The 21,978-nt window shown below is 71.7% G+C and carries 17 protein-coding genes; 7 read left to right on the top strand and 10 right to left on the bottom strand.

From position 1 onward, the window contains the following. Nucleotides 1-12 precede the first annotated feature (12 nt). The 3 genes from O7608_RS02255 to O7608_RS02245 are packed head-to-tail and all read right to left on the bottom strand — an operon-like array spanning nucleotide 13 to nucleotide 4,407. Nucleotides 13-1,485 carry a sensor histidine kinase gene (locus O7608_RS02255; RefSeq protein WP_289208406.1) on the bottom strand — a complete coding sequence of 491 codons (1,473 nt, stop codon included), beginning with the start codon at nucleotides 1,483-1,485 and terminating at the stop codon, nucleotides 13-15. After that, entirely contained in the window at nucleotides 1,482-3,140 is a 1,659-nt protein-coding gene (locus O7608_RS02250; RefSeq protein WP_289208405.1) for an NAD(P)/FAD-dependent oxidoreductase, read from the bottom strand. Before O7608_RS02250 ends, O7608_RS02255 begins: the two co-directional genes overlap by 4 nt. Before the next feature lie 7 nt (nucleotides 3,141-3,147). After that, a complete protein-coding gene (locus O7608_RS02245) occupies nucleotides 3,148-4,407 on the bottom strand; it encodes a nucleotide disphospho-sugar-binding domain-containing protein (protein WP_289208404.1) in 1,260 nt (419 codons plus the stop codon). A 94-nt stretch (nucleotides 4,408-4,501) separates the two neighbouring features. On the opposite strand from O7608_RS02245, the gene O7608_RS02240 reads away from it, so the two are divergent. After that, nucleotides 4,502-5,452 (top strand): methyltransferase domain-containing protein, encoded by a 951-nt coding sequence (locus O7608_RS02240; RefSeq protein WP_289208403.1) that lies wholly within the window; start codon nucleotides 4,502-4,504, stop codon nucleotides 5,450-5,452. On the opposite strand, the gene O7608_RS02235 is transcribed toward O7608_RS02240, so the two are convergent. The 3 genes from O7608_RS02235 to O7608_RS02225 all read right to left on the bottom strand — a co-directional run bounded on the left by O7608_RS02235 (nucleotide 5,437) and on the right by O7608_RS02225 (nucleotide 8,146). After that, nucleotides 5,437-6,606, bottom strand: a complete 1,170-nt coding sequence (locus O7608_RS02235; RefSeq protein WP_289208402.1) for a 4-hydroxybenzoate 3-monooxygenase — start codon at nucleotides 6,604-6,606, stop codon at nucleotides 5,437-5,439. The genes O7608_RS02240 and O7608_RS02235 overlap by 16 nt on opposite strands. Beyond that, entirely contained in the window at nucleotides 6,603-7,658 is a 1,056-nt protein-coding gene (locus O7608_RS02230) for a 3-methyl-L-tyrosine peroxygenase-related protein (protein WP_289208401.1), read from the bottom strand. Before O7608_RS02230 ends, O7608_RS02235 begins: the two co-directional genes overlap by 4 nt. Before the next feature lie 221 nt (nucleotides 7,659-7,879). Continuing rightward, complete coding sequence (locus tag O7608_RS02225) at nucleotides 7,880-8,146, bottom strand: hypothetical protein (protein WP_289208400.1); 267 nt, start codon at nucleotides 8,144-8,146, stop codon at nucleotides 7,880-7,882. Between the two features lie 311 nt (nucleotides 8,147-8,457). On the opposite strand from O7608_RS02225, the gene O7608_RS02220 reads away from it, so the two are divergent. Next, the gene (locus O7608_RS02220) at nucleotides 8,458-8,697 is read left to right on the top strand and encodes a DUF397 domain-containing protein (RefSeq protein WP_289208399.1); all 240 of its coding nucleotides are present in this window, start codon (nucleotides 8,458-8,460) and stop codon (nucleotides 8,695-8,697) included. Between the two features lie 195 nt (nucleotides 8,698-8,892). Then, complete coding sequence (locus O7608_RS02215; protein WP_502959168.1) at nucleotides 8,893-9,768, top strand: Sco1979 family transcriptional regulator; 876 nt, start codon at nucleotides 8,893-8,895, stop codon at nucleotides 9,766-9,768. A gap of 62 nt (nucleotides 9,769-9,830) precedes the next feature. On the opposite strand, the gene O7608_RS02210 is transcribed toward O7608_RS02215, so the two are convergent. Then, a complete protein-coding gene (locus O7608_RS02210) occupies nucleotides 9,831-11,837 on the bottom strand; it encodes a PhoX family protein (RefSeq protein WP_289208398.1) in 2,007 nt (668 codons plus the stop codon). Nucleotides 11,838-12,218: 381 nt separating this feature from the next. On the opposite strand from O7608_RS02210, the gene O7608_RS02205 reads away from it, so the two are divergent. After that, complete coding sequence (locus tag O7608_RS02205; protein ID WP_289208397.1) at nucleotides 12,219-16,547, top strand: ExeM/NucH family extracellular endonuclease; 4,329 nt, start codon at nucleotides 12,219-12,221, stop codon at nucleotides 16,545-16,547. Between the two features lie 101 nt (nucleotides 16,548-16,648). On the opposite strand, the gene O7608_RS02200 is transcribed toward O7608_RS02205, so the two are convergent. Beyond that, nucleotides 16,649-17,080 (bottom strand): DoxX family protein, encoded by a 432-nt coding sequence (locus O7608_RS02200; RefSeq protein ID WP_289208396.1) that lies wholly within the window; start codon nucleotides 17,078-17,080, stop codon nucleotides 16,649-16,651. Between the two features lie 262 nt (nucleotides 17,081-17,342). Between O7608_RS02200 and O7608_RS02195 the strand changes: the two genes are divergently transcribed. The 3 genes from O7608_RS02195 (at nucleotide 17,343) to O7608_RS02185 (ending at nucleotide 18,966) form a co-directional block, all read left to right on the top strand. Then, entirely contained in the window at nucleotides 17,343-17,753 is a 411-nt protein-coding gene (locus tag O7608_RS02195; RefSeq protein WP_289208395.1) for an STAS domain-containing protein, read from the top strand. Next, nucleotides 17,750-18,496: an ATP-binding protein gene (locus O7608_RS02190; RefSeq protein WP_289208394.1), complete on the top strand. Its 747-nt coding sequence runs from the start codon at nucleotides 17,750-17,752 to the stop codon at nucleotides 18,494-18,496. The genes O7608_RS02195 and O7608_RS02190 overlap by 4 nt, the downstream gene beginning before the upstream one ends. A gap of 62 nt (nucleotides 18,497-18,558) precedes the next feature. Further along, complete coding sequence (locus O7608_RS02185) at nucleotides 18,559-18,966, top strand: four-helix bundle copper-binding protein (RefSeq protein ID WP_289208393.1); 408 nt, start codon at nucleotides 18,559-18,561, stop codon at nucleotides 18,964-18,966. A gap of 13 nt (nucleotides 18,967-18,979) precedes the next feature. Here O7608_RS02185 and O7608_RS02180 read toward each other — a convergent pair whose 3' ends face one another. Further along, nucleotides 18,980-20,266, bottom strand: coding sequence for an MATE family efflux transporter (locus O7608_RS02180; RefSeq protein ID WP_289208392.1), 1,287 nt, complete (start codon nucleotides 20,264-20,266; stop codon nucleotides 18,980-18,982). Beyond that, nucleotides 20,263-21,930 (bottom strand): DUF885 domain-containing protein, encoded by a 1,668-nt coding sequence (locus O7608_RS02175; RefSeq protein ID WP_289208391.1) that lies wholly within the window; start codon nucleotides 21,928-21,930, stop codon nucleotides 20,263-20,265. The genes O7608_RS02180 and O7608_RS02175 overlap by 4 nt, the downstream gene beginning before the upstream one ends. Nucleotides 21,931-21,978: the final 48 nt, after the last annotated feature.

The raw sequence follows: 21,978 nt of genomic DNA, 5'->3' as shown, positions 1-21,978 counted from the left end.
CCCAGTGTGCGGTCAACCAGCGGTCAATGGGAGCAGCACGCGGAAGCTGGTCGCCCCGGGGGCCGAATCCACCCGGATGTCCCCACCGTGTTTCTTGACGACGATCCGGTAGGAGATGTCGAGCCCCAGCCCGGTACCTTCGCCGATCGGTTTGGTGGTGAAGAACGGCTCGAAGATCCGGGGCCGCACCTCCGGCGGGATCCCGGGCCCGGTGTCGGTGATCTCCACCGACAGCTGGTCGCCGGTGGTGCCGGTGCGCACCGTGAGGGTCCCGGCCGGTCCCATCGCCCCCAGCGCGTTGTCGATCAGGTTGGTCCAGACCTGGTTGAGCTCCGCCGGGTAGGCCGGCACCGCCGGCAGCGTCCGGTCGTAGTCGCGGACCACCCGTACCTCGGCCGGGATCTTGCCGGTGAACATGGCGAGGGTGGCGTCGAGCAGTTCGTGCACGTCGACCGTCTGGTGCGGGGCCCGGTCCAGCTGCGAGTACTGCTTGGCGGCACCGACCAGCGACGAGATCCGGCGGACCGCGTCGTCGATCTCACCGAGCAGCAGCTCGGTCTCGACGGTGTACGCCAGCCAGCGCACCGCCGCCGTCAGGTCCGAGGCAAGGACCGCGCCGGCCACCTCGTCGAGGGCGTCGTCGTCGAAGCCGCCGGCGACCAGGGTGGCGGCCAGCTCCCACCCATCGGGTACGCCGTGCGCGTCGAGCCAGTCGGCCAGTGCGTCCTCCGCGTCGGTGACCTGCAACGGGGTGCGTAAGGGGGCCGTCGTGGCCCGGCGCACCGCGGTCTCCTGCAGTTCGACCAGTCTGTGCAGCTGCGCCCCGTCGAGCCGGCCGTCGGCGACCATGGCGAGCTTCTGTCGCATTCCGGCGAGCCGTTCCCGCAGTACGGCGGTCGCCCGCACCGCCGCCGCGGCCGGGTTGTTCAGCTCGTGGGTCAGCCCGGCGGTGAGCGAGCCGAGCGCGACCAGCCGCTCCCGTTCACCGACCACCGTCTGCGTGGTCCGCATCGCGACGAACAGCCCGTCCAGCAGGTGCATCGCCATCGGGAACCACTGCCGGATGACGGCGGCGAACTCCGGCGCGGGCAGCGCCAGCAGGGCGACGTCGGTCAATGCCCGCATCGTGTTGGGGTAGACCTGCTCCATCCGTTCACCGGCGTACGCCTGGGTGGCCCCGGCGTACGCGCCACGCTGGTCGCTGCGGGTCACCTCGACGTCGGCGCCGCGGACCCGACGGGTCAGCGCGATCGCGCCGTCGAGCAGCACGAAGAAGCACTCCGCCGGGTCCCCCTCGGCGTACACGTCGGCTCCCGGTGGCCAGTGGCGGACCCGGCCGAGCCGACTGATCTCGGCGAGCTGGTCGCCGGTGAGCGACTCGAACAGGAACAGGTCGCGCAGGTCGGCGGGGTCGAGTCGGTCGGCGGCCGGCGCCTGGTCGCTGGCCGGCGCCTCGTCGGCGGCCGGAGCCGGGTCGGCGTTCACTGCGCCGCCAGGTAGCGGTGCGCCAGGGTGACCACCAGGGCGCCTTCGCCGACGGCGGAGGCGACCCGTTTCACCGACTCGGCCCGTACGTCGCCGGCCGCGAACACGCCGGGGACGCTCGACTCCAGCAGGTACGGGTCCCGGGGCAACGACCAGCCGGGCGGTCGGCGCCCACCGGTGGTGAGGTCGGGTCCGGTGACGACGAAGCCACGGCCGTCGCGCACCACCGTCCCGTCGAGCCAGTCGGTGCGCGGCTGTGCGCCGATGAAGACGAACAGCCACGAGGTGTCGACGTCGCGGGTGTCGCCGGTGCGGGTGTCGCGCACCGTGAGCCGTTCCAGATGGTCCTCGCCGGTCGCTGCGACGACCTCCGAGTTCGGATGCACCTGGATGGTGTCGATTCGTTCGATCTGTTCGATCAGGTACCGGGACATCGACTGGGTCAGGTCGGCTCCTCGAATCAGCAGGTGCACCCGGTCGGCGTGCCGGGCGAAGTAGACCGCCGCCTGTCCGGCCGAGTTCGCCCCGCCGACGATGTAGACGTCCTGGCCGACGCAGTGTGGTGCCTCGGTCGCCGCCGAACCGTAGAAGACCCCCCGGCCGGTCAGCTCCGCCAGGCCGGGGGCGTCGAGTTGCCGGTACGCCACCCCGGTGGCGAGCACGACGGTGTGTCCCGCGATGGTGCTGCCGTCGGCGAAGTGCAGCAGCCGGGTCGCGCCGGCGGTGCTCAGGCCGACCACGTCGCGGGTGGTCAGCAGTTCGGTGCCGAACTTCAACGCCTGCCGCCGGGCCCGGTCGGTCAACTGGGCACCGGAGACGCCGTCGGGGAAGCCGAGGTAGTTCTCGATCCGGCTGCTCTGTCCGGCCTGGCCGCCGGTGGCCTGGCGCTCGACGAGGACGGTCCGCAGACCCTCGGACGCGCCGTACACGGCGGCGCCGAGGCCGGCCGGGCCGGCACCGACCACGACCAGGTCGTAGAAGTCCCGGGCGGGTTCGGTGCGCAGACCGACCTGGGCGGCCAGCGCGGCCCGGTCGGGGTTGCGCAGCACCGTGCCGTCCGGGCAGATCACCACCGGGATGTCGGCCGGCCCGGCGTCGGCGGCGGCGAGCAGCCGCTGCGCCTCGGGGTCGTCGGCGAGCAGCCACCGGTACGGCACCAGGTTGCGGGCGAGGAAGTCGCGGACCTCGAACGACGGGGCCGACCAGCGGTGGCCGACGACCCGCAGCTCGTCGGCGGCGGCGACCGGGGTGCGCTGCCACGACTCGAGCAGCGCGTCGCAGACCGGGTAGAGCTTCTCCTCCGGCGGGTGCCAGGGTTTGAGCAGGTAGTGGTCGAGGTCGACGATGTTGATGGCGTCGATGGCGGCGTCGGTGTCGGCGTAGGCGGTCAGCAGCACCCGCCGGGCCTGCGGGTACAGGTCCATCGCGGCTTCGAGGAACTCGATGCCGTTCATCTCCGGCATCCGGTAGTCGGCCAGCAGCAGGGCCACCTGCTCGGCGCGGAGTTTCAACTCCCGCAGGGCGGTGAGCGCCTCGGCGCCCGAGCCGGCCCGTACGACGCGGTAGCGGTCGCCGTACCGGCGGCGGATGTCGCGGGCGACGGCACGGGAGACGTTGGGGTCGTCGTCGACGGTGAGGATCGCCGGGTTGGTCACCTGGCAATCAAAGCACCTGCGCCGAGGTGACGGCGGGTGCCGGTGCGGTGGTGCCGGTCGCGGCGGGTGCCGGTGCGGTGGTGCCGGCGGCGACCGGGTCGGTCAGTTGGGCGGCGGTCACGGCCGGCGGCGGCAGCGCCGCCATCAACCGGGCCGCCCGGTCGACGCCGCTGGTCGCCGGGCCACCGGCGAGCAGCGCGGCGAGCAGGTCGGCGGTGACCGCGTCGGGGTCGGCGCGCAGGCCGAGCCGGTGCCGGACCACCAGCGCGGCGTTGACGAACTGGTCGGCGCCGTGCGGCAGGACGAGCTGCGGTACGCCGCCGCCGAGCGCGGTCATCATGGTCCCGGAGCCACCGTGGTGCACGACGGCGGCGCAGGCGGCGAGGGCGGGGGCCAGCGGCAGCCAGCCGGTGACCCGGACGTTGCCCGGCAGCGGCCCGAGCCCGACCGGGTCGGTGTCGTCGCCCCGGCCGCCGTCTCCTGGCGCGTCACCCTCGGCGACGGTGAGTACGAACTCGGCGTCGACGTCGGCGGCGGCGTCGATGGTGCGGCGCAGCCCGGACAGACCGGCCAGGGCGGGCACCACGGTGCCCAGGGTGATCAGGACGCGGGGTCGGTCGGCTGGCCGGCGCAGCCAGTCGGGCAGCGTCCCGCCGGCGTTGTACGGCACGTACCGCATCGGCCAGCCGTCGCCGTCGCCGATCATCAGCTCGGCCGGCGCGAGGTGCAGGACCACCCGCTCGGGCAGTTCCAGCGGTACGCCGAGTCGGCGGTACGCCGCCGCCAGCCAGGGCAGGAACCGGGTGGCCAGGGTCTGCTCGCGGAGCAGGTTGAATCCGTGCTCGACGGCCGGCACCCGCAGCGCCCGCGCGACCAACGGTCCGACCGGGTGCAGCCGGGAGTGGACGATCAGGTCCGGCCGCCACCAGCGGGCCACCGCCAGGGTGCCGTCGGCCATCAGGTCGGCGATCCGGCCGAAGGTCTCCAGCAGCAGCGGGTCGATCCGGCTGCCGGCGGCGGCGATCCGCAGCCCGCGTCGGCGCATCCGCTCGGTCCATTCGGCCGGGGTGCCGGTGCCGAAGACCCCGGCGACCGGGGCGCCGGGCGCGACGTCCACCGTGGGCAGGCCGGCGTGGGCCGCGCCGGCGAGCCCTTCGGCCGTGGTGGCGACCAGTACGTCGTGGCCGGCGGCGCGCAACGCCCAGGCCAGCGGTACGAGTGGGAAGAGGTGCCCGGCCCCGGGCGGACTGGTGATCAGCACGCGCACCGGCGGACCCCCCGTTGACAATTCGATCGACAATGGATAATTTATCGGCATTGATCCGGTTTTGGCGACCGGTCCGAGGAGCGGAGACCGCGCGATGGCCCGGCCGATGGACGTTCCGTTCACCCCTGAGCTGCACCTACGTCTGCTGCTGAGCATCGACCGTGGGCACAACGTGCAGCGCGCCGTACGGGCCGCGGTCCGGCCCGGCGACCGGGTGCTCGACGCCGGCACCGGCAGCGGCCTGCTCGCGATGATCGCGGCCGACGCCGGTGCCGAGGTGGTCGCCGTCGACCGCCACCACGTCGCGATGGCGCAGCGGATAGCCGCACACAACGGGCTCACCGACCGGATCGCGTTCGTCGAGTCCGACCTCGCCGACCTCGACCCGGCCGACCTCGGTGGCCGGTTCGACGTACTGATCGCCATGATCCACACGAACGACCCGCTGATCGACGAGGAGCGTTCCCGGCTCGTCGTCGACCTGCGTCGGCGGTTCGGCGTACCCGGGTGTCGGGTGGTGCCCGGCGAGGTGCGCTACCAGGCGACCGGCTGCGAGCGGCGGGACTGGGACCTGCCGACCGAGCTGACCGATCTGGCGTCCGCAGGCGAGGCGCTGCGGGGGGCGTACGGCTGGGACTTCCAGCCCTTGCTCGATGCGGTCCGCGGCGGTGTCGCCGTGCCGGCCGCGCGCCCGGCCAAGGCGGTGGCCCCGGTCTGGCGGTCGCCGACCCGCTCCGGGGCCCTGCGGTTCCCGCGCGGCGACGTACGCCTGCTGACCGACGCCGCGGAGTGGGTGACGGTCGACTACCAGGCACCGACCTTCGCCGGCTTCCCCGACCAGGTCCGGCTGACCGCCACCGCCGCCGGTCGGCTCACCGGCGTGATCTGGACCCAGCAGCTGCGCTACGCGGGGACACCGGTGTGGACCAGCGAGTCGTACAGCCCGGTGGCCGTACCGCAGCTGGTCGCCGAGGGCCAGGAGTTGACGTTCACCGCTGGCGCGCCCTGGCGGGCGACGAACATCCTGCGTCACCACCCGACGTAGTCCTCGAGGAACGCGGCCAGGTAGGCCGGTGAGTCCACCAGCCGGGCCAGCCGGGCCGCCTGCACCCGGTGCCGGAACGGCGCGTCGGCGGTGCCGTAGCCAGGGGTGTTGACCAGGTTCATCATCCAGTGCACGAACTCCTGGGCCCGCCAGACGCGGGCCAGTCGGGTCGCCGAGTAGCCGTCGAGCCGACGGTCGTCACCGGCGGTGAACCGGTCGATCAGTCCGAGGGCCAGCTCCTGCGCGTCGGCCAGGGCCAGGTTGAAGCCCTTGCCGCCGACCGGTGGCACGATGTGCGCCGCGTCGCCGGCGAGAAAGAGAGCTCCGTACCGCATCGGCTCGCAGACCAGGCTGCGCATCCGGACCGTGCCGGTGGCGGTGATCGGTCCGGTGTGCAGCGTCCACGGCTCGTCCAGGGCCAGCCGGATCCCGATCTCCTTCCAGATCCGCTCGTCCGGCCAGTCCGCCGCTGTCTCGGTCCGGGCGCACTGCAGGTAGAACCGGCTCACCGTGGGGGTACGCCGTACGTGCACGCAGGCTCCGGACTCGTGCAGGGCGTTGATCACACAGTCGCTCGACGGCGGGGCGTCGGCGAGCACCGACAGCCAGGCGTAGTCGTACTGGTATCCGGTGCTGCGCAGCGCCCCGGCCGGGACGGCGCCCCGGGCGACGCCGTACTCGCCGTCGCAGCCGACGACCACGTCACAGCGCAGCTCACCGCCGTCGGCCAGCTGGATGCGCGGCTGACCGGTCAGGTCGACGATCCCCGCCGCCGCCGTCTCGAACCGCAGGTCGCCACCGTCGCCGAGGTACGCCTCGACCAGGTCACGTACCAGGAACTGCTGCGGGTAGATGTAGTGGCTGCGGCCGGCGGCCAACGGCTCGTAGCGGACCGGGTAGCGCCGGCCGCCCAACCGGAACTCCACGGCGTCCTCGACCGCGCCGGTACGCAGCAGGTTGTCGGCCAGGCTGTGCCGGCGCAGCAGCTGCACCACCCGGTGCTCGACGGTGGCCCCGCGCGCCCGGTGCGAGATGTACTCCCGGTCCCGCCGCTCCAGCACGACGCAGTCCACCCCGGCCCGGCGCAGCAGCACCGCCAGCAACATCCCGGCCGGCCCGGCCCCGATCACGCCGACCTGGGTCCGGTCGGTCACCACTGGGCACCGCCCGCGTCCGGTGCTGCCGGCCGGGAGCCGTCGTCGGGACCGGCCGGCCGGGAGCCGTCGTCGCGGGAGCCGCCGTCGAGGGCGAACAGCCGGGCCCGCATCAACTGGCGTACCACCTGGGTGCCCGGGGCGGCGGCCCGGCCGGCGGAGCGGGCCGCCATCCGCAGGCTGGGCAGCACGTCGCCGCCGAACCGCGCGCAGATCAGCTGGTGGGCCTCGTACGCCGCCACCGTCGCCTCGACGAACTCCTCGAACGCGCTGCCGAGTCGCGCCGGGCCGAGTTTGGCCCGCATCACCCGGACCTCGGCGAACATTGCGGTCAGGTGGGCGTGGTCGCGGGTCTGCAGGCCGCTGAAGCCGGCACGGACGGCCGGCGGCGCCATCGCGGGACGGATCAGCTGCGTGTAGTCCACCGGGGTGAAGTCACAGGTGAAGCGGAAGGCCGCGGCCGAGCTGCGCATGAAGCCAGCGGCGACCGACAGTGCGGCGCGGGCGTCGTCGCTGTCCCCGGCGGCGCTCGCCCGCAGGAAGCAGTTGAGCCCGGTGATCGTGCCCTGGATCAGGACGAAGAAGAGTTGGTGACCGACCAGCCACCGGTCGGCGGCCGCCGACGCGCCCGCCGGTGCGTCGGCGTCGGCACCACCGTCGGCTGCCGATGTCGCTGCGGTGGTGGCTGCCGTCGGGTCGGTCCCGGCGTACTCGAACAGCCTTTTCGCGCCTGTCCAGAGCTGCGGGAAATCGCTCTTCCCGAGTTCCGAAAGATGGTGCCGAGCTGCATCTTCCGAAACCGATTGGCCTGCGCACGCAAGGGCGGTGAGGAAAGTGGGGCCAGGTGAAAGACGGGTGCGGCGGATCTGAAAGTACCGGTCGTGTTCCTGGAAATCGACCTCGGCCGGGTCCGTCCGATCCGGCGTCAGTTCAGGCGGTACGGCGTACGCCTGCGGCCCTGCCGGCGCGTAGTCGGCGATCGCCTGGTGAATTTCGCCCCTGCTTGCGGGCAGTAGTTCCGGATACGGAAGGTCGAGGCTGCCGACAGACACAGGGAATTGCCCTTCTGGCGGATTTCCGGGCATGGGTACGGTGTCGGGTCACTGCACCGACCGACTCGCCGATGTGCCCGAGTCGTCGGATCAACAATGCCGGAAATTCTCGCGCCAGAAGTGAGGGCTGTCAATCCCTGAGTGGTCGATCGGCGACCTGCAGTCGCCTTTCCGCAGGTCGTGCCGGCGGGCGTGGCACCGCTGAGCGGTGCCACGCCGATTCAGCGTCGCGCGGCGTCCAGCATCGGGTCGGTCTCCGCCCGGGGGAGTACGTAGGGGGCGGTGATGGTGTCCACGCCTGTCCCACGGGAGCCGGTCGGGCGGTACGTGACCGTCGCCGCGCCGGCGGAGGCCGCCTCGATCACGCCGGCGCACCAGGTGCCGCCTCGGTAGACCCAGACCGGGTCGGCGGGCTGGTAGCGATCGGTCGGGTAGACGTCGTCGGGATCGCGTTGGCTGGGTTTGAGGATGGGAGCCGGCATGCTCATCGCCCTCCTGACTCGTCGTGCGCGGGGTCGTCGGATGGGCCGTTGGGCGGTGGTGGAGTCCGCAAAATGCTCACTCTGTGTGTGCCTGTCTCCACCCGGGCCTCGAGGTTATCGATGCCCTGGACACCATATGCCCGATTTTCCATCACGATCGGTAAACCGCCGGATACAACTTCACGTGCGCTATCATGCTCGCTATACCTTGCAGGCGCAAGAGCAGATGCACGTGCATTTGATCGCTCCGCGACGAGGCGCGGCTCAGGGTGGATTCCGACAGCCATCGCGAATAATGTCCGATTTGGATTAAATGGATGCATAAGCCTGACAATGGCGTTTCCGGCGCCCAGTTGCCAACCCTCCGATGGCGAAAGAGCGGCCGGAGCAACCCCAGCGGCAACTGTGTGGAACTCGCCCGGTTGCCCGGCGGCGACGCGGTCGCGCTGCGTAACTCCCGGCACCCGGAGGGTCCGGCGCTGATCTACACGCTCGCGGAGATCGAGGCGTTCATCCTGGGTGCTCGGGACGGTGACTTCGACGACCTGATCAGTTAGCATCGATGGCGGCGAGCCCGGCCCGTCTGCAGGGCCCCGACGTGCCGCCGTCGTCCACCGCCTGCCGGACATCGCCGTCCACAGATCGGAATCGGACCGGCTGAAGTAACTGATCACCCTCAGGTCATGGCATGCTTACTCGCCAGCAGCGGGATGTCGTGCAACGCGAGGGTGTCCGGAGGTCGGTGGGTGACGATGACGGCCCAACCAGAAGGCTCGGCCACGGGCCCGACCGTGCTGCGCATGCTGCTCGGCGCCCAGCTGCGCCGGCTGCGGGAGAGTCAGGGGGTGAGCCGGGAGGCCGCCGGCTGGCACATCCGGGCCTCCGAGTCCAAGATCAGCCGGATGGAGCTCGGCCGGGTCGGCTTCAAGGAGCGGGACGTCACCGACCTGCTCACCCTCTACGGCGTCACCGACAGCCGGGAGCGGACCGCGTTGCTCGGGCTCGCCCGGGAGGCGAACACCCCCGGCTGGTGGCACCGCTACGGCGACGTCCTGCCCACCTGGTTCCAGTCCTACCTCGGCCTGGAAGCCGCCGCCCGGATGATCCGCAGCTACGAGGTCCAGTTCGTGCCGGGGCTGTTGCAGACCCGTGAGTACGCCCGGGCGGTCGTCCTGCTCGGTCACGGCCGGGCACCCGCCGACGAGATCGAACGCCGTGTCGAGCTCCGGATGGAGCGCCAGGAGCTGCTCCGCCGGGCGCAGCCGCCGTACCTGTGGGCGGTGATCGACGAAGCCGTGCTGCGGCGCCCGATCGGCGGTGCCGACGTGATGCGCGAGCAGATCCAGACACTGATCGAGGCGACGAAGCTGCCGAACGTACGGCTGCAGATCGTGCCGTTCGACGCGGGCGGCCACGCCGCCGCCGGCGGCGCCTTCACCATCCTGCGCTTCGCCGACCAGGACCTGCCCGACATCATCTACATCGAGCAGCTGACCAGCGCGATCTACCTGGACAAGCGGGAGGACGTCGACCACTACGCCGCCGCCATGGAACGGCTCTGCATCGAGGCCGAGCCTCCCGCCCGTACCCAGGATCTGTTGCACCGGATCCTGCGCGACCTGGAATAGCTCCTTCCCGCGACCCTGACGGCCCGCGAGGGACCGCCGGTCCCTCGCGGACCGCCGGCCGATCAGGTGCCGATCACGCCACCGTCGACCTTGCGGATCACCACCGTCGCCGAGCGGGGACGACCGGCCGGATCGAAGTCCGGCCAGTTGCTCACCGCGCGCGGGTTCTCCGGGGTGGGATCGCCCCAGAACGTCGTCGACTCACCCGGATGCTGCACGTTGACGAACATCGTCCGCTGATCCGGCGTGGTGACCACCCCGGTGATCTCCGCGCCACGCGGCCCGACCAGGAACCGGCGGATCTCACCCGTGTGCGGGTCGGCGGCCAGCATCGCGTTGTTGCCCAGGTTGTCGTGGCCCCGGTCGGCCCGGTTCTGGGTGGAGTTGGAGACGTCGGTCTGGATCCACAGCCGGCCGTCGCCGTCGAACCAGATGCCGTCCGGCGAGCCGAAGATGTTCGTCTCGTCCAGCTGCACCTGCGGGTCGTACGCCGGGTCACCGGCCAGCACGAAGACGTCCCACTCGAAGCTGGTCGCCGTGTGGTCGCCGCCCCGCTCCCGCCACCGGACGATGTGCCCGTACGGGTTCGGCGTACGCGGGTTGACCTCGCCGGGCCAGCCGGTGCCGTTGGTCAGGGTCAGGTAGACGTCGTCGTTGACCGGGTTGACCGCCACCCACTCCGGGCGGTCCAGCGGGGTGGCCCCGACCGCGTCCGCCGCCTGCCGGGTGCGCAGCAGGACGTCGGCCTGGTCACGCCAGCCGTTGGCCCGGGTCAACGCCCCCTTGCCGAAGGTCAGCGGCAGCCACGCGCCCCGGCCGTCGTCGTCGAAGCGGGCCACGTACAGGGTGCCGTGGTCGAGCGGGTCGCGGCCGAGGGCCCGCTGCATCCGCCACGATCCGTCGCCGACGAACTTGTAGACGTACTCGCCGTCCTGGTCGTCACCGGAGTAGACGACGACCCGGCCGCGCGACTCGCAGAACGTGGCACCCTCGTGCTTGAACCGACCGAGCGCGGTCCGCTTCACCGGCGTCGACCTCGGGTTCATCGGGTCGATCTCGACCAGCCACCCGAAACGGTTCAGCTCGTTGGGGTTCTCGGCGACGTCGAACCGGGGGTCGGCCAGGTGCCAGCGGTAGTCGAACCCGGTGGCGTTCACCCCGTACCGGGCCTGTTCCACCGTCGGCGTCCAGGTCGGGTCCTCGGTGCCGAAGTAGCCGTTCCAGTTCTCCTCACAGGCCACGTACGTGCCCCACGGGGTGTACCCGTGCGAGCAGTTGTTCAACGTACCCATGGCGGGGTTGTCGGCCCGCAGCGCCGGATGCCGGGCGCCGACCGGCCCGGAGAACGCCACCGGGGTGGTGCCGGTGACCCGCCGGTTGAACCTCGAGTCGACCTGGCGCCACTGGTCGCCGGCCTGTTCGATCTCGATGACCGTCACCCCGTGCCCGGCGAGACCCTTGTCGACCTTCTCCTTGGTCATGATCGCGTCGCCGTCGGTGTAGTGCAGCGTCTGGTCGATGTACTCGTGGTTGAGCACCAGCAGACCGCGACGGTTGCCCAGCGGGCCCTTGCCCAGCGGGAAGAAGTGCATCCCGTCGTGGTGGCTGCCGACCTGCTGCGCCTGCTCGGCGGCGGTGTTGGAGGCGTCGCGGCGCCAGGCCGGACCCCTGCGGTGCAGGGGGGTGCCCCACGGGATCAGCACCTGGGCGGTGTAGCCGGGCGGCACGGTGATCCGGTCGTCGGTGTTCGGCGCCACCGCAGTGAAGCCGAGCAGCGGCCGGCGGCCGGGCCTACCGGGGCGGTCCGGCTTGCCGGGGCCGTGGCCGGAGCCACCGCCGTGGCCGTCGCCGGAGCCACCGTGGCCCTTGCCGGCGGTGGCCGGGTCGGCTGCGCCGACCGCGCCGGCCAGCCCGAGGAACGCCGCGGCGGCGATCACCGTACCGCCACGCACCACGTCGCGGCGGGCCGCGCGGGCCGCCATGACCTCGCGCATCGGCCGGTTGCCTGACGGGTTGGAACTGATCTCGTCCGGGTCGACGGGAACGTGCCTGTCATGGTCGAGTGACATGTCGATCCTCATTCGGTCGAGCGGCCGGCCGCTCCACGGCGCACCGGCGCCGGCTGCGTACCGCCCCTGATCGACGGTCCGAGCTGGAACACCGGCCGCTGGCACCGGGACCGTAGGCTGCCGACCACGACCACCACCGAACGCGCACACGGACGCCCGGCGACCTGCGGATGAACGATCGGTGTCCGCAGTCGGGGAGCCTTCTGCGTGGCCGTTGTCACGATGAGGTCACGTGACCCGAATGTTTAACGGGCCACCCCCGCGTCGTCTGTGCTTCGACACCGACGTCTCCTAGATTTACCTGACTCACCCTCTGACCGGAGGAACACATACATGCGCCAGCACAGACGCATAGCAACCTGGAAATTGATCACTGCGGTCGTGGGAGCCGGTGTACTCGGTGTCACCGGCGGCACGGCCGCTGTGGCAGCACCGGCCTCCGACGACCCGTTCATCAGCGAGATCCACTACGACAACGCGGGCACCGACACCGGTGAGGCGATCGAGATCACCGCCCCGGCCGGGTTCGACCTGACCGGTTGGCAGATCGTCCTCTACAACGGTGCAAACGGCGCGGTCTACGGCACCCGTACGTTGTCCGGCGCGGTGCCGGCGGCCGGGGTCCTCGTCGCCGAGTACCCCACCGACGGCATCCAGAACGGATCGCCGGACGGCGTGGCCCTGGTCGACCCCGCGACCACTGTCGTGGAGTTCCTCAGCTACGAAGGCACCCTGACCGCGGCCGGCGGCCCGGCGGACGGCGCGACCAGTGTCGACATCGGCGTCGCCGAGACCGCCAGCACCCCGGCCGGCCACTCGCTGCAGAAGATCGGCGACAGCTGGCAGGCGCCGGCGCCGCACACCTTCGGTGTGGTCAACGGCACCGACCCCGACCCCGACCCCGCGCCGGGTTGCGACGTCGCGGTGACCCACAGCATCGCCCAGGTGCAGGGCACCGGTGACGCCACGCCGCTGGCCGGTGTCGCCGTCACCATCGAGGGCATCGTCGTCGCCGACCACCGCACGGGCGGCTACAACGGCATCTACCTGCAGACCCCGGGGACCGGTGGCGAGCGGACCGTCGGCGCCGGCACCGCCAGCGACGGCATCTTCGTCTACCTGACCAGCAACGCCGCCAACCACCCGAGCGTCGCCATCGGTGACCGGGTCCGGGTCAGCGGCACCGCCAGCGAGTACTTCGGCCTCACCCAGGTCAGCATCGCCGGCAAGGCCGGCGTCCAGGTCTGCGACCAGGACAACCCGCTGCCCGAGCCGGTCGCGCTGACCCTGCCGCTGGACGCCGCCGCCCGCGAGTCGGTCGAGTCGATGCTGGTCGCCCCGGTCGGCGCCTACGCCGTGTCCGAGGTCTACAACACCAACCGGTACGGCGAGGTCGTGCTCGCCGCCGGGGACGCACCGGCGGTCATCCCGACCGATGTCGCCGCGCCGGGCAGTGACCAGGCCCAGCAGCTCGCCGCCGCGAACCGGCTGGCCCGGATCCTGGTCGACGACGGCCGGACCACCAACCTGGCCAGCGCCGGGCTCGCCCCGCCGTACGTCTCGCCGGCACAGCCGCTGCGGGTCGGTGACGCGGTCGAGGCGTTCGGGCCGAGCGTGCTGTCGTACGGCTTCGACGAGTGGCGGCTGCAGCCGACCCGACCGGTCGACGCCGACACCCCGGCCGCCGAGCGGACCACCTTCAAGGTGGCCAACCCCCGTACCGCCGCACCCGCCGAGGTGGGTGGCGACATCCGGGTGGCCAGCTTCAACGTGCTGAATTACTTCGTCCACTTCGGCGGCGACGCCCGCGGCGCGGCCGACGAGGCGGGCCTGGCCAAGCAGGAAGCCAAGATCGTCTCGGCGATCTCCGCGCTGGACGCGCACGTGGTCGGCCTGCAGGAGATCGAGAACTCGGTGCGGTTCGCGCCGAGCGACCCGGAGAAGGCGCTCAAGCGGCTGGTCGCCGCGCTGAACGCCGTCGACGGGGCCGGCACCTGGGACTACGTCCGCTCGCCGGGCGACCTGCCGGGCGCGGCACAGCAGGACTTCATCAGCAACGCGATCATCTTCAAGCCGGCCGCGGTGACGCCCGCCGGTCCGTCCCGGTCGATCGACGACGAGACGGTCTGGTTCAACGCCCGCGAGCCGATCGCGCAGACGTTCACCGCCGACGACCTCACCTTCACCGTGGTGGTGAACCACTTCAAGTCCAAGAGCGCCTCCGGGTCGCCCACCGGTGACAACGCCGACGCCGGTGACGGTCAGGGCGCGTACAACGGTGACCGGACCCGGCAGGCGGCTGCCCTGGCCGCGTTCGTGACCGGGCTGACCGAGGCCACCGGCAGCGACGACGTGCTGCTGCTCGGCGACTTCAACTCGTACACCCAGGAGGATCCGATGCGGATCCTCTACGACGCCGACTACGTCAACCTCAACGACACCGGACGCAGCACCTACGTCTTCGGCGGTGAGTCCGGCTCGCTGGACCACGCGCTGGCGTCGCCGTCGCTGGCGGCCCGGGTCACCGGTGCCGACGTCTGGCAGATCAACGCCGTCGAGTCGTACGCCTTCCAGTACGACGGCTTCCCGGCCTTCTACGACGCCGGTCCGTACCGGGCCAGCGACCACAACCCGATGGTGATCGGCCTGGCCACCGGCGAGGCCGGTCCGGTCGAGCTGCAGCTGCTGAGCATCAACGACTTCCACGGTCGGCTCGAGTCGGTGGGCACCTCGAACGGCCAGCCGGTCGGCGGCGCGGCGCAGGTCGCCGGGCTGGTCGACCAGCTGCGGGCGGCGCACCCGAACACCGCGTTCGTCTCCGCCGGGGACAACATCGGTGCGTCGACCTTCGTGTCGGCGATTGCCGACGACAACCCGACCCTGGACGTGCTCAACGCCGCCGGGCTGGACGTCTCGGCGGTCGGCAACCACGAGTTCGACAAGGGCATGACCGATCTGACCGACCGGGTCATCCCCCGGTCGGACTTCCCGCACCTGGGTGCCAACGTCTACCGGGGTGACGAGCGGGCGCTGCCGGCGTACCACGTCCAGGAGATCGACGGGATCCGCGTCGGCTACATCGGTGTGGTCACCGAGCAGACCGCCGCGATGGTCAGCCCGGACGGCATCGTCGGGATCACCTTCCGCCCGGCGGCGGCCGAGGCCAGCATGGTCGCCGAGCAGCTCAAGGACGGCAACGAGGCCAACGGCGAGGCCGACGTGGTGGTGCTGCTCACCCACGAGGGGGCGGCCACCCAGAACATCGGTTCGCCCGAGGCGCTGATGGCCGACCCGGTGTTCGGCCCGTTCACCCGTACGGTGCCCGAGATCGACGTCATCTTCAGTGGCCACACCCACCAGCCGTACGCCTTCGAGGTGCCGGTACCCGGCACCGACGAGACCCGGCCGGTCGTGCAGGCCGAGGACTACGGCAAGAAGGTCGGCCGGGTGGTGCTCCAGGTGGACGTCGAGTCCGGGGAGATCGACACCGAGCTGGTCGAGCTGGTCGACGTGGTGGGCACGCCGGTCAACCAGGAGGTGGCCGACATCGTCGCGGCGGCCAAGGCCGAGGCCGAGGTGCTCGGCCAGCAGCCGCTGGGGTCGATCACCGCCGACATCCGTCGGGCCTACACCGACGGTAACGAGGACCGGGGCAAGGAGTCGGCGCTGGGCAACTTCATCGCCGACGTCCAGCTCGCCGGCACCCGGGAGCCGGGTCGCGGTGGTGCGCAGATCGCCTTCATGAACCCGGGCGGGCTGCGTTCCGACCTGCTGTACGGCGAGGACGGGGTGATCACCTACGCGGAGGCGTTCTCGGTCCAGCCGTTCGCCAACGACATGGTGACCCGCACCTACACCGGGGCGCAGGTCAAGGAGGTGCTCGAGCAGCAGTGGCAGCCGGCCGGGGCGTCCCGTCCGGTGCTCTGGCTGGGCGTGTCGGAGGGCTTCTTCTACACGTACGACCCGACGGCGGCCCAGGGTGAGCGGATCACCTCGATGCGGCTCAACGGGCAGCCGATCTCACCGACCGGCACCTACCGGGTCACGGTCAACTCGTTCCTGGCCTCTGGTGGGGACAACTTCACCACGTTGGCCGCCGGCACGGACACCATGACCACCGGCGACAACGACCTGACGATGCTGATCGCGTACTTCGCGGCGAACTCGCCGGTGACCGCGGACACCGCGTCGCGGTCGGCGATCGGTCAGCCGGAACCGACCTGCGACGTGACCGTCACCGGTACCCACTCCGGTGAACTGATCGTCAAGGCCGGGATGACCTACTGCCTGACGGCGGCGACGGTCAACGGCCCGGTCACGGTCCGGCCCGGTGCGACGCTGATCGCCACCGACGGGGCGGTCAACGGTCCGCTGACGGCGAACCGGCCGGCGGCGCTGACCTTCACCGGCACCACCTTCGCCGGTCCGCTGGCGCTGCTGCGGGCGACCGGGTCGGTGACCCTCACCGGGGTGACGATCCGGGGTCCGCTGGAGGTGACTGGCGGTGACGGTGGCCTGCGTCTCGACGGTGCCGACATTTCCGGCCCGGTGAGCCTGGTCAACAACAAGCACGACGAGCTGCCGGTGGTGGTGGCCGGGACCACGGTCCGTGGCCCGCTCCACTGCCAGGGCAACAGCCCGAAGCCGGTCGACGAGGGCCGGGCGAACACGGTGCAGGGTCCGGCCTCCGGGCAGTGCGCGAAGCTGTGAGATTGAGCTGAGCGTGCGTACCGACAGGTGACGCAACAGGCCGCGGCCCGGTGGACCAGATGGTCCACCGGGCCGCGGCTCTCGTCGTGCAGGGGGTGGGATCAGACCGGCTCCGGTGCCGACACCTGTTCCCGACGCCCGCGCAGCAGGGCGTCGAGCGAGTAGCGGCCCGGCCCGAGCGCCGCGACCAGCAGGAACGACCAGCAGAACAGGGCGGCGAGTTCGCCACCGTTGTTCAGCGGCAGCAGCGCTGACGGCTGGTGCATGACGAAGTACGCGTAGGCCATCGAGCCGGAGCAGATGATCGCCGCGATCCGGGTCCCGAGTCCGGTGAGGACCAGGAGCCCACCGACGAACTGGATCAACGCGGCCCACCAGCCGGGCCAGGAACCGATGGCTGCGGCTTCACCGCTGCCGCGGTGGCCTCCGAAGACTCCGAACAGCGTGGCAGCGCCGTGCAGCGTGAACAGCAGTCCGACGACCACCCGGAACAGCGCGGTGACGATCTCGGGCAGGCGTTCAGTTGGGGACATGGAGGGACTCCTCGTACATCGGGGAAATTCGGGTCCCACGGCGAGAGGAGCGTAACGACAGTAATCAAAACTAGTCAATATTTTGTCACGCGCTGTCAGCATACTCTAGGCGTTGCGCCATCGTCGGTCGTCGGCCGCCGATCCACCCACCCGTCCGTCGGCAACGTCGCGTACGCTGGTCCCTTCGAGCAGCCCCACCCCCGTCCGCGCCGCACTGGACCGCACCGGTCGGAGAGAAGCGACTCGCCATACGGAGAGCAGCATGCACGAGATCCGGGTGTCGCCGCCGGAAGCCCGGCACTGCGTGGTCGAGGCCTCCGGCGAGCTCGACATGGCGGCCACCGGGGACCTCTGCGGGGCCGTCGCCACGATCGATCCCCGCCAGGCAGAGTGGATCATCGTCGACCTGGCCGGCGTGACACTGATCGACTCCAGTGCGATCAAGGAACTGGTCGACGCTCACCATGCCGCCGCCGAGCGGGGTCAGATCCTGCTCGTCCGCAACGCCCGGCCGATCGTCCTTCGGGTACTGCGGGTAACCGGTGTCGCGGCGGTGCTCGGCATCGCGCCGGCCGACCAACCGGGCACCGTGTACGGCCAGCCGGGCACCGGGCCCGACCAGGCGGGTACCGGGCCCGGTAGTGGTGCCGCCGGCGCCGGGAACGCCGGGTGAACACCCTCACCTGGCAGGTGAGCCGTGACTTCGCCAGCGGTGTCACCCAGGTCCGACTCACCGGTGCGCTCACCGACACCGAGCTGGTCCGGCTCGCCCCGGTGCTGCGACGCTGCCTGGTCGAGGAGCCGCTGGGTCTGATCGTGGAGCTCGGCGAGGTCACCGTGGCCAGTCCGATCGGGCTGCGGGTCTTCGCCATCCTCGCCGGCGGCGGGGCCGGGCACCGGCCGGCGATGCACCTGTGCGCCCACCCGGGCACCCCCGCCGGCCTGCTGGCCCGACGCAGCATCAGCGATCTGGTGAGTGTGCAGGACAGCGTCATCGACGCGGTCAAGCTGATCGAGAGTGGGCCGCGGTCGCCGTACCGCTGGCATCAGCACCTCGCCCCCCATCCGCGGACCCCGGGGACGGCCCGCCGCCTCATCGAGGCGGCCTGCCGATCCTGGCAGCTCACCGCGCTGCTCGACGAGGCCATGGTGATCGGCTCGGAGCTGGTCGGCAACGCCGTCGAACACGCCGGAACCGAGCTGGACGTCACCACCACCCGCCAGGCCGGGGCGATCCGGATCAGTGTCCGGGACCGTGCCGCCCAGTTGCCGAGGCCGGTGAACCGGACGGGATCGGCGCACACCGGCCGCCGTGGTCGCGGCTTGGCGATCATCGAGGCGCTGGCCAACGACTGGGGCTACGCCGCGATGCCGGACGGCAAGTCGGTCTGGGCGGCGCTGCGGCTGCCCGACTGACGGCGTTAACTTCGTGCCACCGTGGGTACGCCCTCCGACAGGTCGAATCTCTGGAGGTAGCCATGACCCAAGCAACCGCGATGCTCGACACGTACCCGCTCGACCTGGGCCACGTCGACCGGCAGGCGCTCGCCGACTGTATCGACGCCTGTTTCGACTGCGCCCAGACCTGCACCGCCTGCGCCGACGCGTGCCTGAGTGAAGACATGGTCGCCGACCTGGTCAAGTGCATCCGTACCAACCTCGACTGTGCCGACATCTGCGCGTCGACCGGTCGGGTGCTGTCCCGGCACACCGGCTACGACGCCAACACCACCCGTACCATCCTGCAGGCCTGTATCCAGGCCTGCCGGTCGTGCGCCGAGGAGTGCATGGCGCACGCCGACACGCACGAGCACTGCCGGGTCTGCGCCGAGGCCTGCCAGCGGTGCGAACAGGCGTGCCGGCAGCTGATGGCCGCCCTCGGCTGACGTCCGGCCCCGGTCACCCGGTCGCCGTCGGCGCGGCCTCGGCGACCGGCACCGGCACTGGGGTACGCCGCATCGCCACCGCCGTGGCGGCGGTGGCGAACGCCGCCGCCACCAGCGCGGCGACCACCACCGCCAGGATCGACTCCGGACGGGTCGCCAGCAACCAGCCGAGCAGCCCGACCGTGGTGATCCACAGTGGCGCCGCCGGCCGTCGGGCGCCCGCCGCGACCTGCGCGTTCACCATGACGTACACCAGCGCGTAGAGCGCGCCGACGGCGGCGAAGTACGGCGCGTACCGCCCCAGCGGCACGTAGTCCGGGCCGCCGGCGAGCCGAAACGCCAGGCCGCCGGCGAGCACCGACGCCAGCACCAGCAGCGCGCCACAGCCGGCCACCAGGGCGAGCGCCACTCCCCGGGCCCGCCGGTCGCCCCGGGCCAGCCGGGGCAACGCGACGATGGTGACCACCTGCGGAGCCCAGATGGCCCCCTTCGTCAGCACCGCGCCGATCGCATAGCCGCCGGAGTCCACCGGGGACAACAGGTACCGCGCCATGATCAGATCGGCGTACGAGAGCACCAGCATCGCCAGGGTGGCGCTGCTCGCGGTGAGCACGGCGGCGGCGGTCAGCCGACCGGTCACCGGGCCCGGCACCGGGTCCGGGCCCGGCACTGCGTCGGCCGCCGGCCCCGCTGCGGTTGCGGCGTCGGCCGTCGAGGCGGCCCGTCGCCCGGCCGGCCGGGCCAACCAGGCCAGCACCGGCAGGGTCGCCACGCCGACCAGCACCCCGGCCAGCAGCGCACCGGTCGCGTCCAGACCGACCAGCAGGCCGGCGATCACGCCGCCGTAGCGGGTCACCGCGAGTACCGTCATCGCGGCCGCGAGCCGCAGGAACCGTTGATCGCCCTGCAACTCGCCCAACCAGCGGCAACCGAGCACTGCCGTACCGGTCGCGGCGGCGAGCAGTCCGACCATCGCCAGCGACAGGTCCAGCGCGCCGACCAGCACCGGCCCGGCGGCCAGCACGGCAGCCGCGCAGATCCCGGCGGCGATCCAGGCCAGTCGCCCGGCCGGATCGGTGCCACCACGCGCCCGGTGCACCGCGACCGCGATCTGCAGCCCGAGGCCGGGCACCGAGCCGATCGCGCCGAGCGCCAGCACGGTCGCCAACGCGCTGAGGCCGGCCGCCGGCAGCGTCCGGCCACCGAGCATCGGCGCCAGGTACGCCAGACCGTTGGCCAGCACGCCGGCCAACGCCACCGCCGGCCCGGCGCGCAACAGCCCGCCCGACCGGACGGTCACAACCGGTCCAGGGCGGTGCGCAACGGATCGAGGCCCAGCACCCCGAGATCGAGCGCGGACCGGTGGAACTCCTTCAGATCGAACGCCGCACCCTTGCGGGCCTGGGCGTCCGCCCGCGCCTGCAGCCAGATCCGCTCACCGACCTTGTACGCCGGTGCCTGCCCCGGCCACCCCAGGTAGCGGTCCAACTCGAAGCGCAGGATCTCGTCCGGCACCCGGCAGTGCGCCCGGAGGAACTCCCAACCCAGCGCGGGCGTCCACCGCTCGCCCGGATGGAAGTTGAACGAGTTCGGCGGGATGGTCAGCTCCAGGTGCATGCCGATGTCGACGATCACCCGGGCGGCCCGCAACGCCTGCCCGTCGAGCATCCCGAGCCGGTCACCGGGGTCGGCCAGGTACCCCAGTTCGTCCATCAACCGCTCGGCGTACAACGCCCAGCCTTCGCCGTGCCCGGAGCACCAGGAGAGCAGCCGCTGCCAGCGGTTGAGCCGGTCGGCCCGGACCTGGGTCTGGCCGATCTGCAGGTGATGGCCGGGGACACCTTCGTGGTAGACGGTGGTGACCTCCCGCCAGGTCGAGAACTCGGTGAGCCCCTGCGGCACCGCCCACCACATCCGGCCCGGCCGGGAGAAGTCCTCGGAGGGTCCGGTGTAGTAGATGCTGCCGTCGCTGGTCGGTGCCAGGCAGCACTCGATCCGCCGGACCTGCTCCGGGATGTCGAAATGGGTGCCGTGCAGTTCGCTGATCGCGGTGTCGGCCAGCGCCTGCATCCAGTCGCGGAACGCCTCGCCGCCGGCGACGGTGCGGGCCGGGTCCGCGTCGAGCAGCCGCACCGCGTCGTCGACCCGGGCACCGTGCCCGGCGATCTCGGCCGCCGTCCGGCGCATCTCCTGCTCGATGCGGTCCAGCTCGAAGAAGCCCCAGGCGTACGTCTCTTCCAGGTCGACACGGGCACCGAGGAAGTACTGGGAGGCCAGTTCGTAGCGGTCCCGGCCGGCCGCCTCGGTGTCGCGCCCGTGCGGGGCCAGTTCGGTACGCAGGAAGTGGCCGAAGGCGATCGTCGCGGCGGTGGCGGCCGACGCGGACCGGCGTAGCTCGGCGGTGAGGCTCTCCGGCGCGGTCAGCCGGGCCACCAGGCCGTGGAAGAAGTCGTCGGCCTGCGGATCGGTCCAGACGTCGCACTGGTCGGCGACCTTGAGCATCTGGGCCCGGGGCGCGGAATGCCCGGCGGCGGCGGCGTCGAGCAGCGTCACCCGCAGCTGCTCCAGGGCCTGCGGGTAGCGGTCCAGCCGGGCGGCGATGTTCGCCACCGCCCCGTCGCCGTCGGTCGGCATCAGGTCGAACGCCTGGCGCAGGTGGTGCAGCCCGCTGGCGATGACGCTCAGCTCGCTGGTCTCCTCGCCGGCGTCGTATCGGGCCAGCTCCAACCCGAGCCGTTCGGCCATGGCGTCGCGGGCGACCCGTTCCGTCTCGGTCTGCGGCTCGGCGACGTCGAGCTCCCGCAGCGTGTCACGGATCAACGCTGCCCGCTGCGCGTACCCGTCGGGGGACAGGTCGTCGAGCTGGTCGTCGTGGCCGGCGATCCCGGCGTAGGTGGCGCCGACCGGGTTCAGCCGCGCCCACTGATCGACATAGCGGTCGCTGATGTCATCCACACGTCCCATGGTGGGAGACCCTACGTGGCCGGTGGTCGCCGGTGTCGTACCCGCCGG

Origin of the sequence: Solwaraspora sp. WMMA2056 (assembly GCF_030345095.1) — a bacterium.
Lineage (GTDB): Bacteria > Actinomycetota > Actinomycetes > Mycobacteriales > Micromonosporaceae > Micromonospora_E.
Note: the sequence above shows the minus strand (reverse complement) of the source record. Positions and strands in the feature narration are given on the sequence as shown.

Excerpts from the sequence above, each read along its gene's own strand:
- O7608_RS02240 (WP_289208403.1), top strand. The coding sequence starts at position 4,502 with ATGGCCCGGCCGATGGACGTTCCGTTCACCCCTGAGCTGCACCTACGT.
- O7608_RS02225 (WP_289208400.1), bottom strand. The coding sequence starts at position 8,146 with ATGAGCATGCCGGCTCCCATCCTCAAACCCAGCCAACGCGATCCCGAC.
- O7608_RS02220 (WP_289208399.1), top strand. The coding sequence starts at position 8,458 with ATGCATAAGCCTGACAATGGCGTTTCCGGCGCCCAGTTGCCAACCCTC.
- O7608_RS02215 (WP_502959168.1), top strand. The coding sequence starts at position 8,893 with ATGACGGCCCAACCAGAAGGCTCGGCCACGGGCCCGACCGTGCTGCGC.
- O7608_RS02210 (WP_289208398.1), bottom strand. The coding sequence starts at position 11,837 with ATGTCACTCGACCATGACAGGCACGTTCCCGTCGACCCGGACGAGATC.
- O7608_RS02200 (WP_289208396.1), bottom strand. The coding sequence starts at position 17,080 with ATGTCCCCAACTGAACGCCTGCCCGAGATCGTCACCGCGCTGTTCCGG.
- O7608_RS02195 (WP_289208395.1), top strand. The coding sequence starts at position 17,343 with ATGCACGAGATCCGGGTGTCGCCGCCGGAAGCCCGGCACTGCGTGGTC.
- O7608_RS02185 (WP_289208393.1), top strand. The coding sequence starts at position 18,559 with ATGACCCAAGCAACCGCGATGCTCGACACGTACCCGCTCGACCTGGGC.
- O7608_RS02175 (WP_289208391.1), bottom strand. The coding sequence starts at position 21,930 with ATGGGACGTGTGGATGACATCAGCGACCGCTATGTCGATCAGTGGGCG.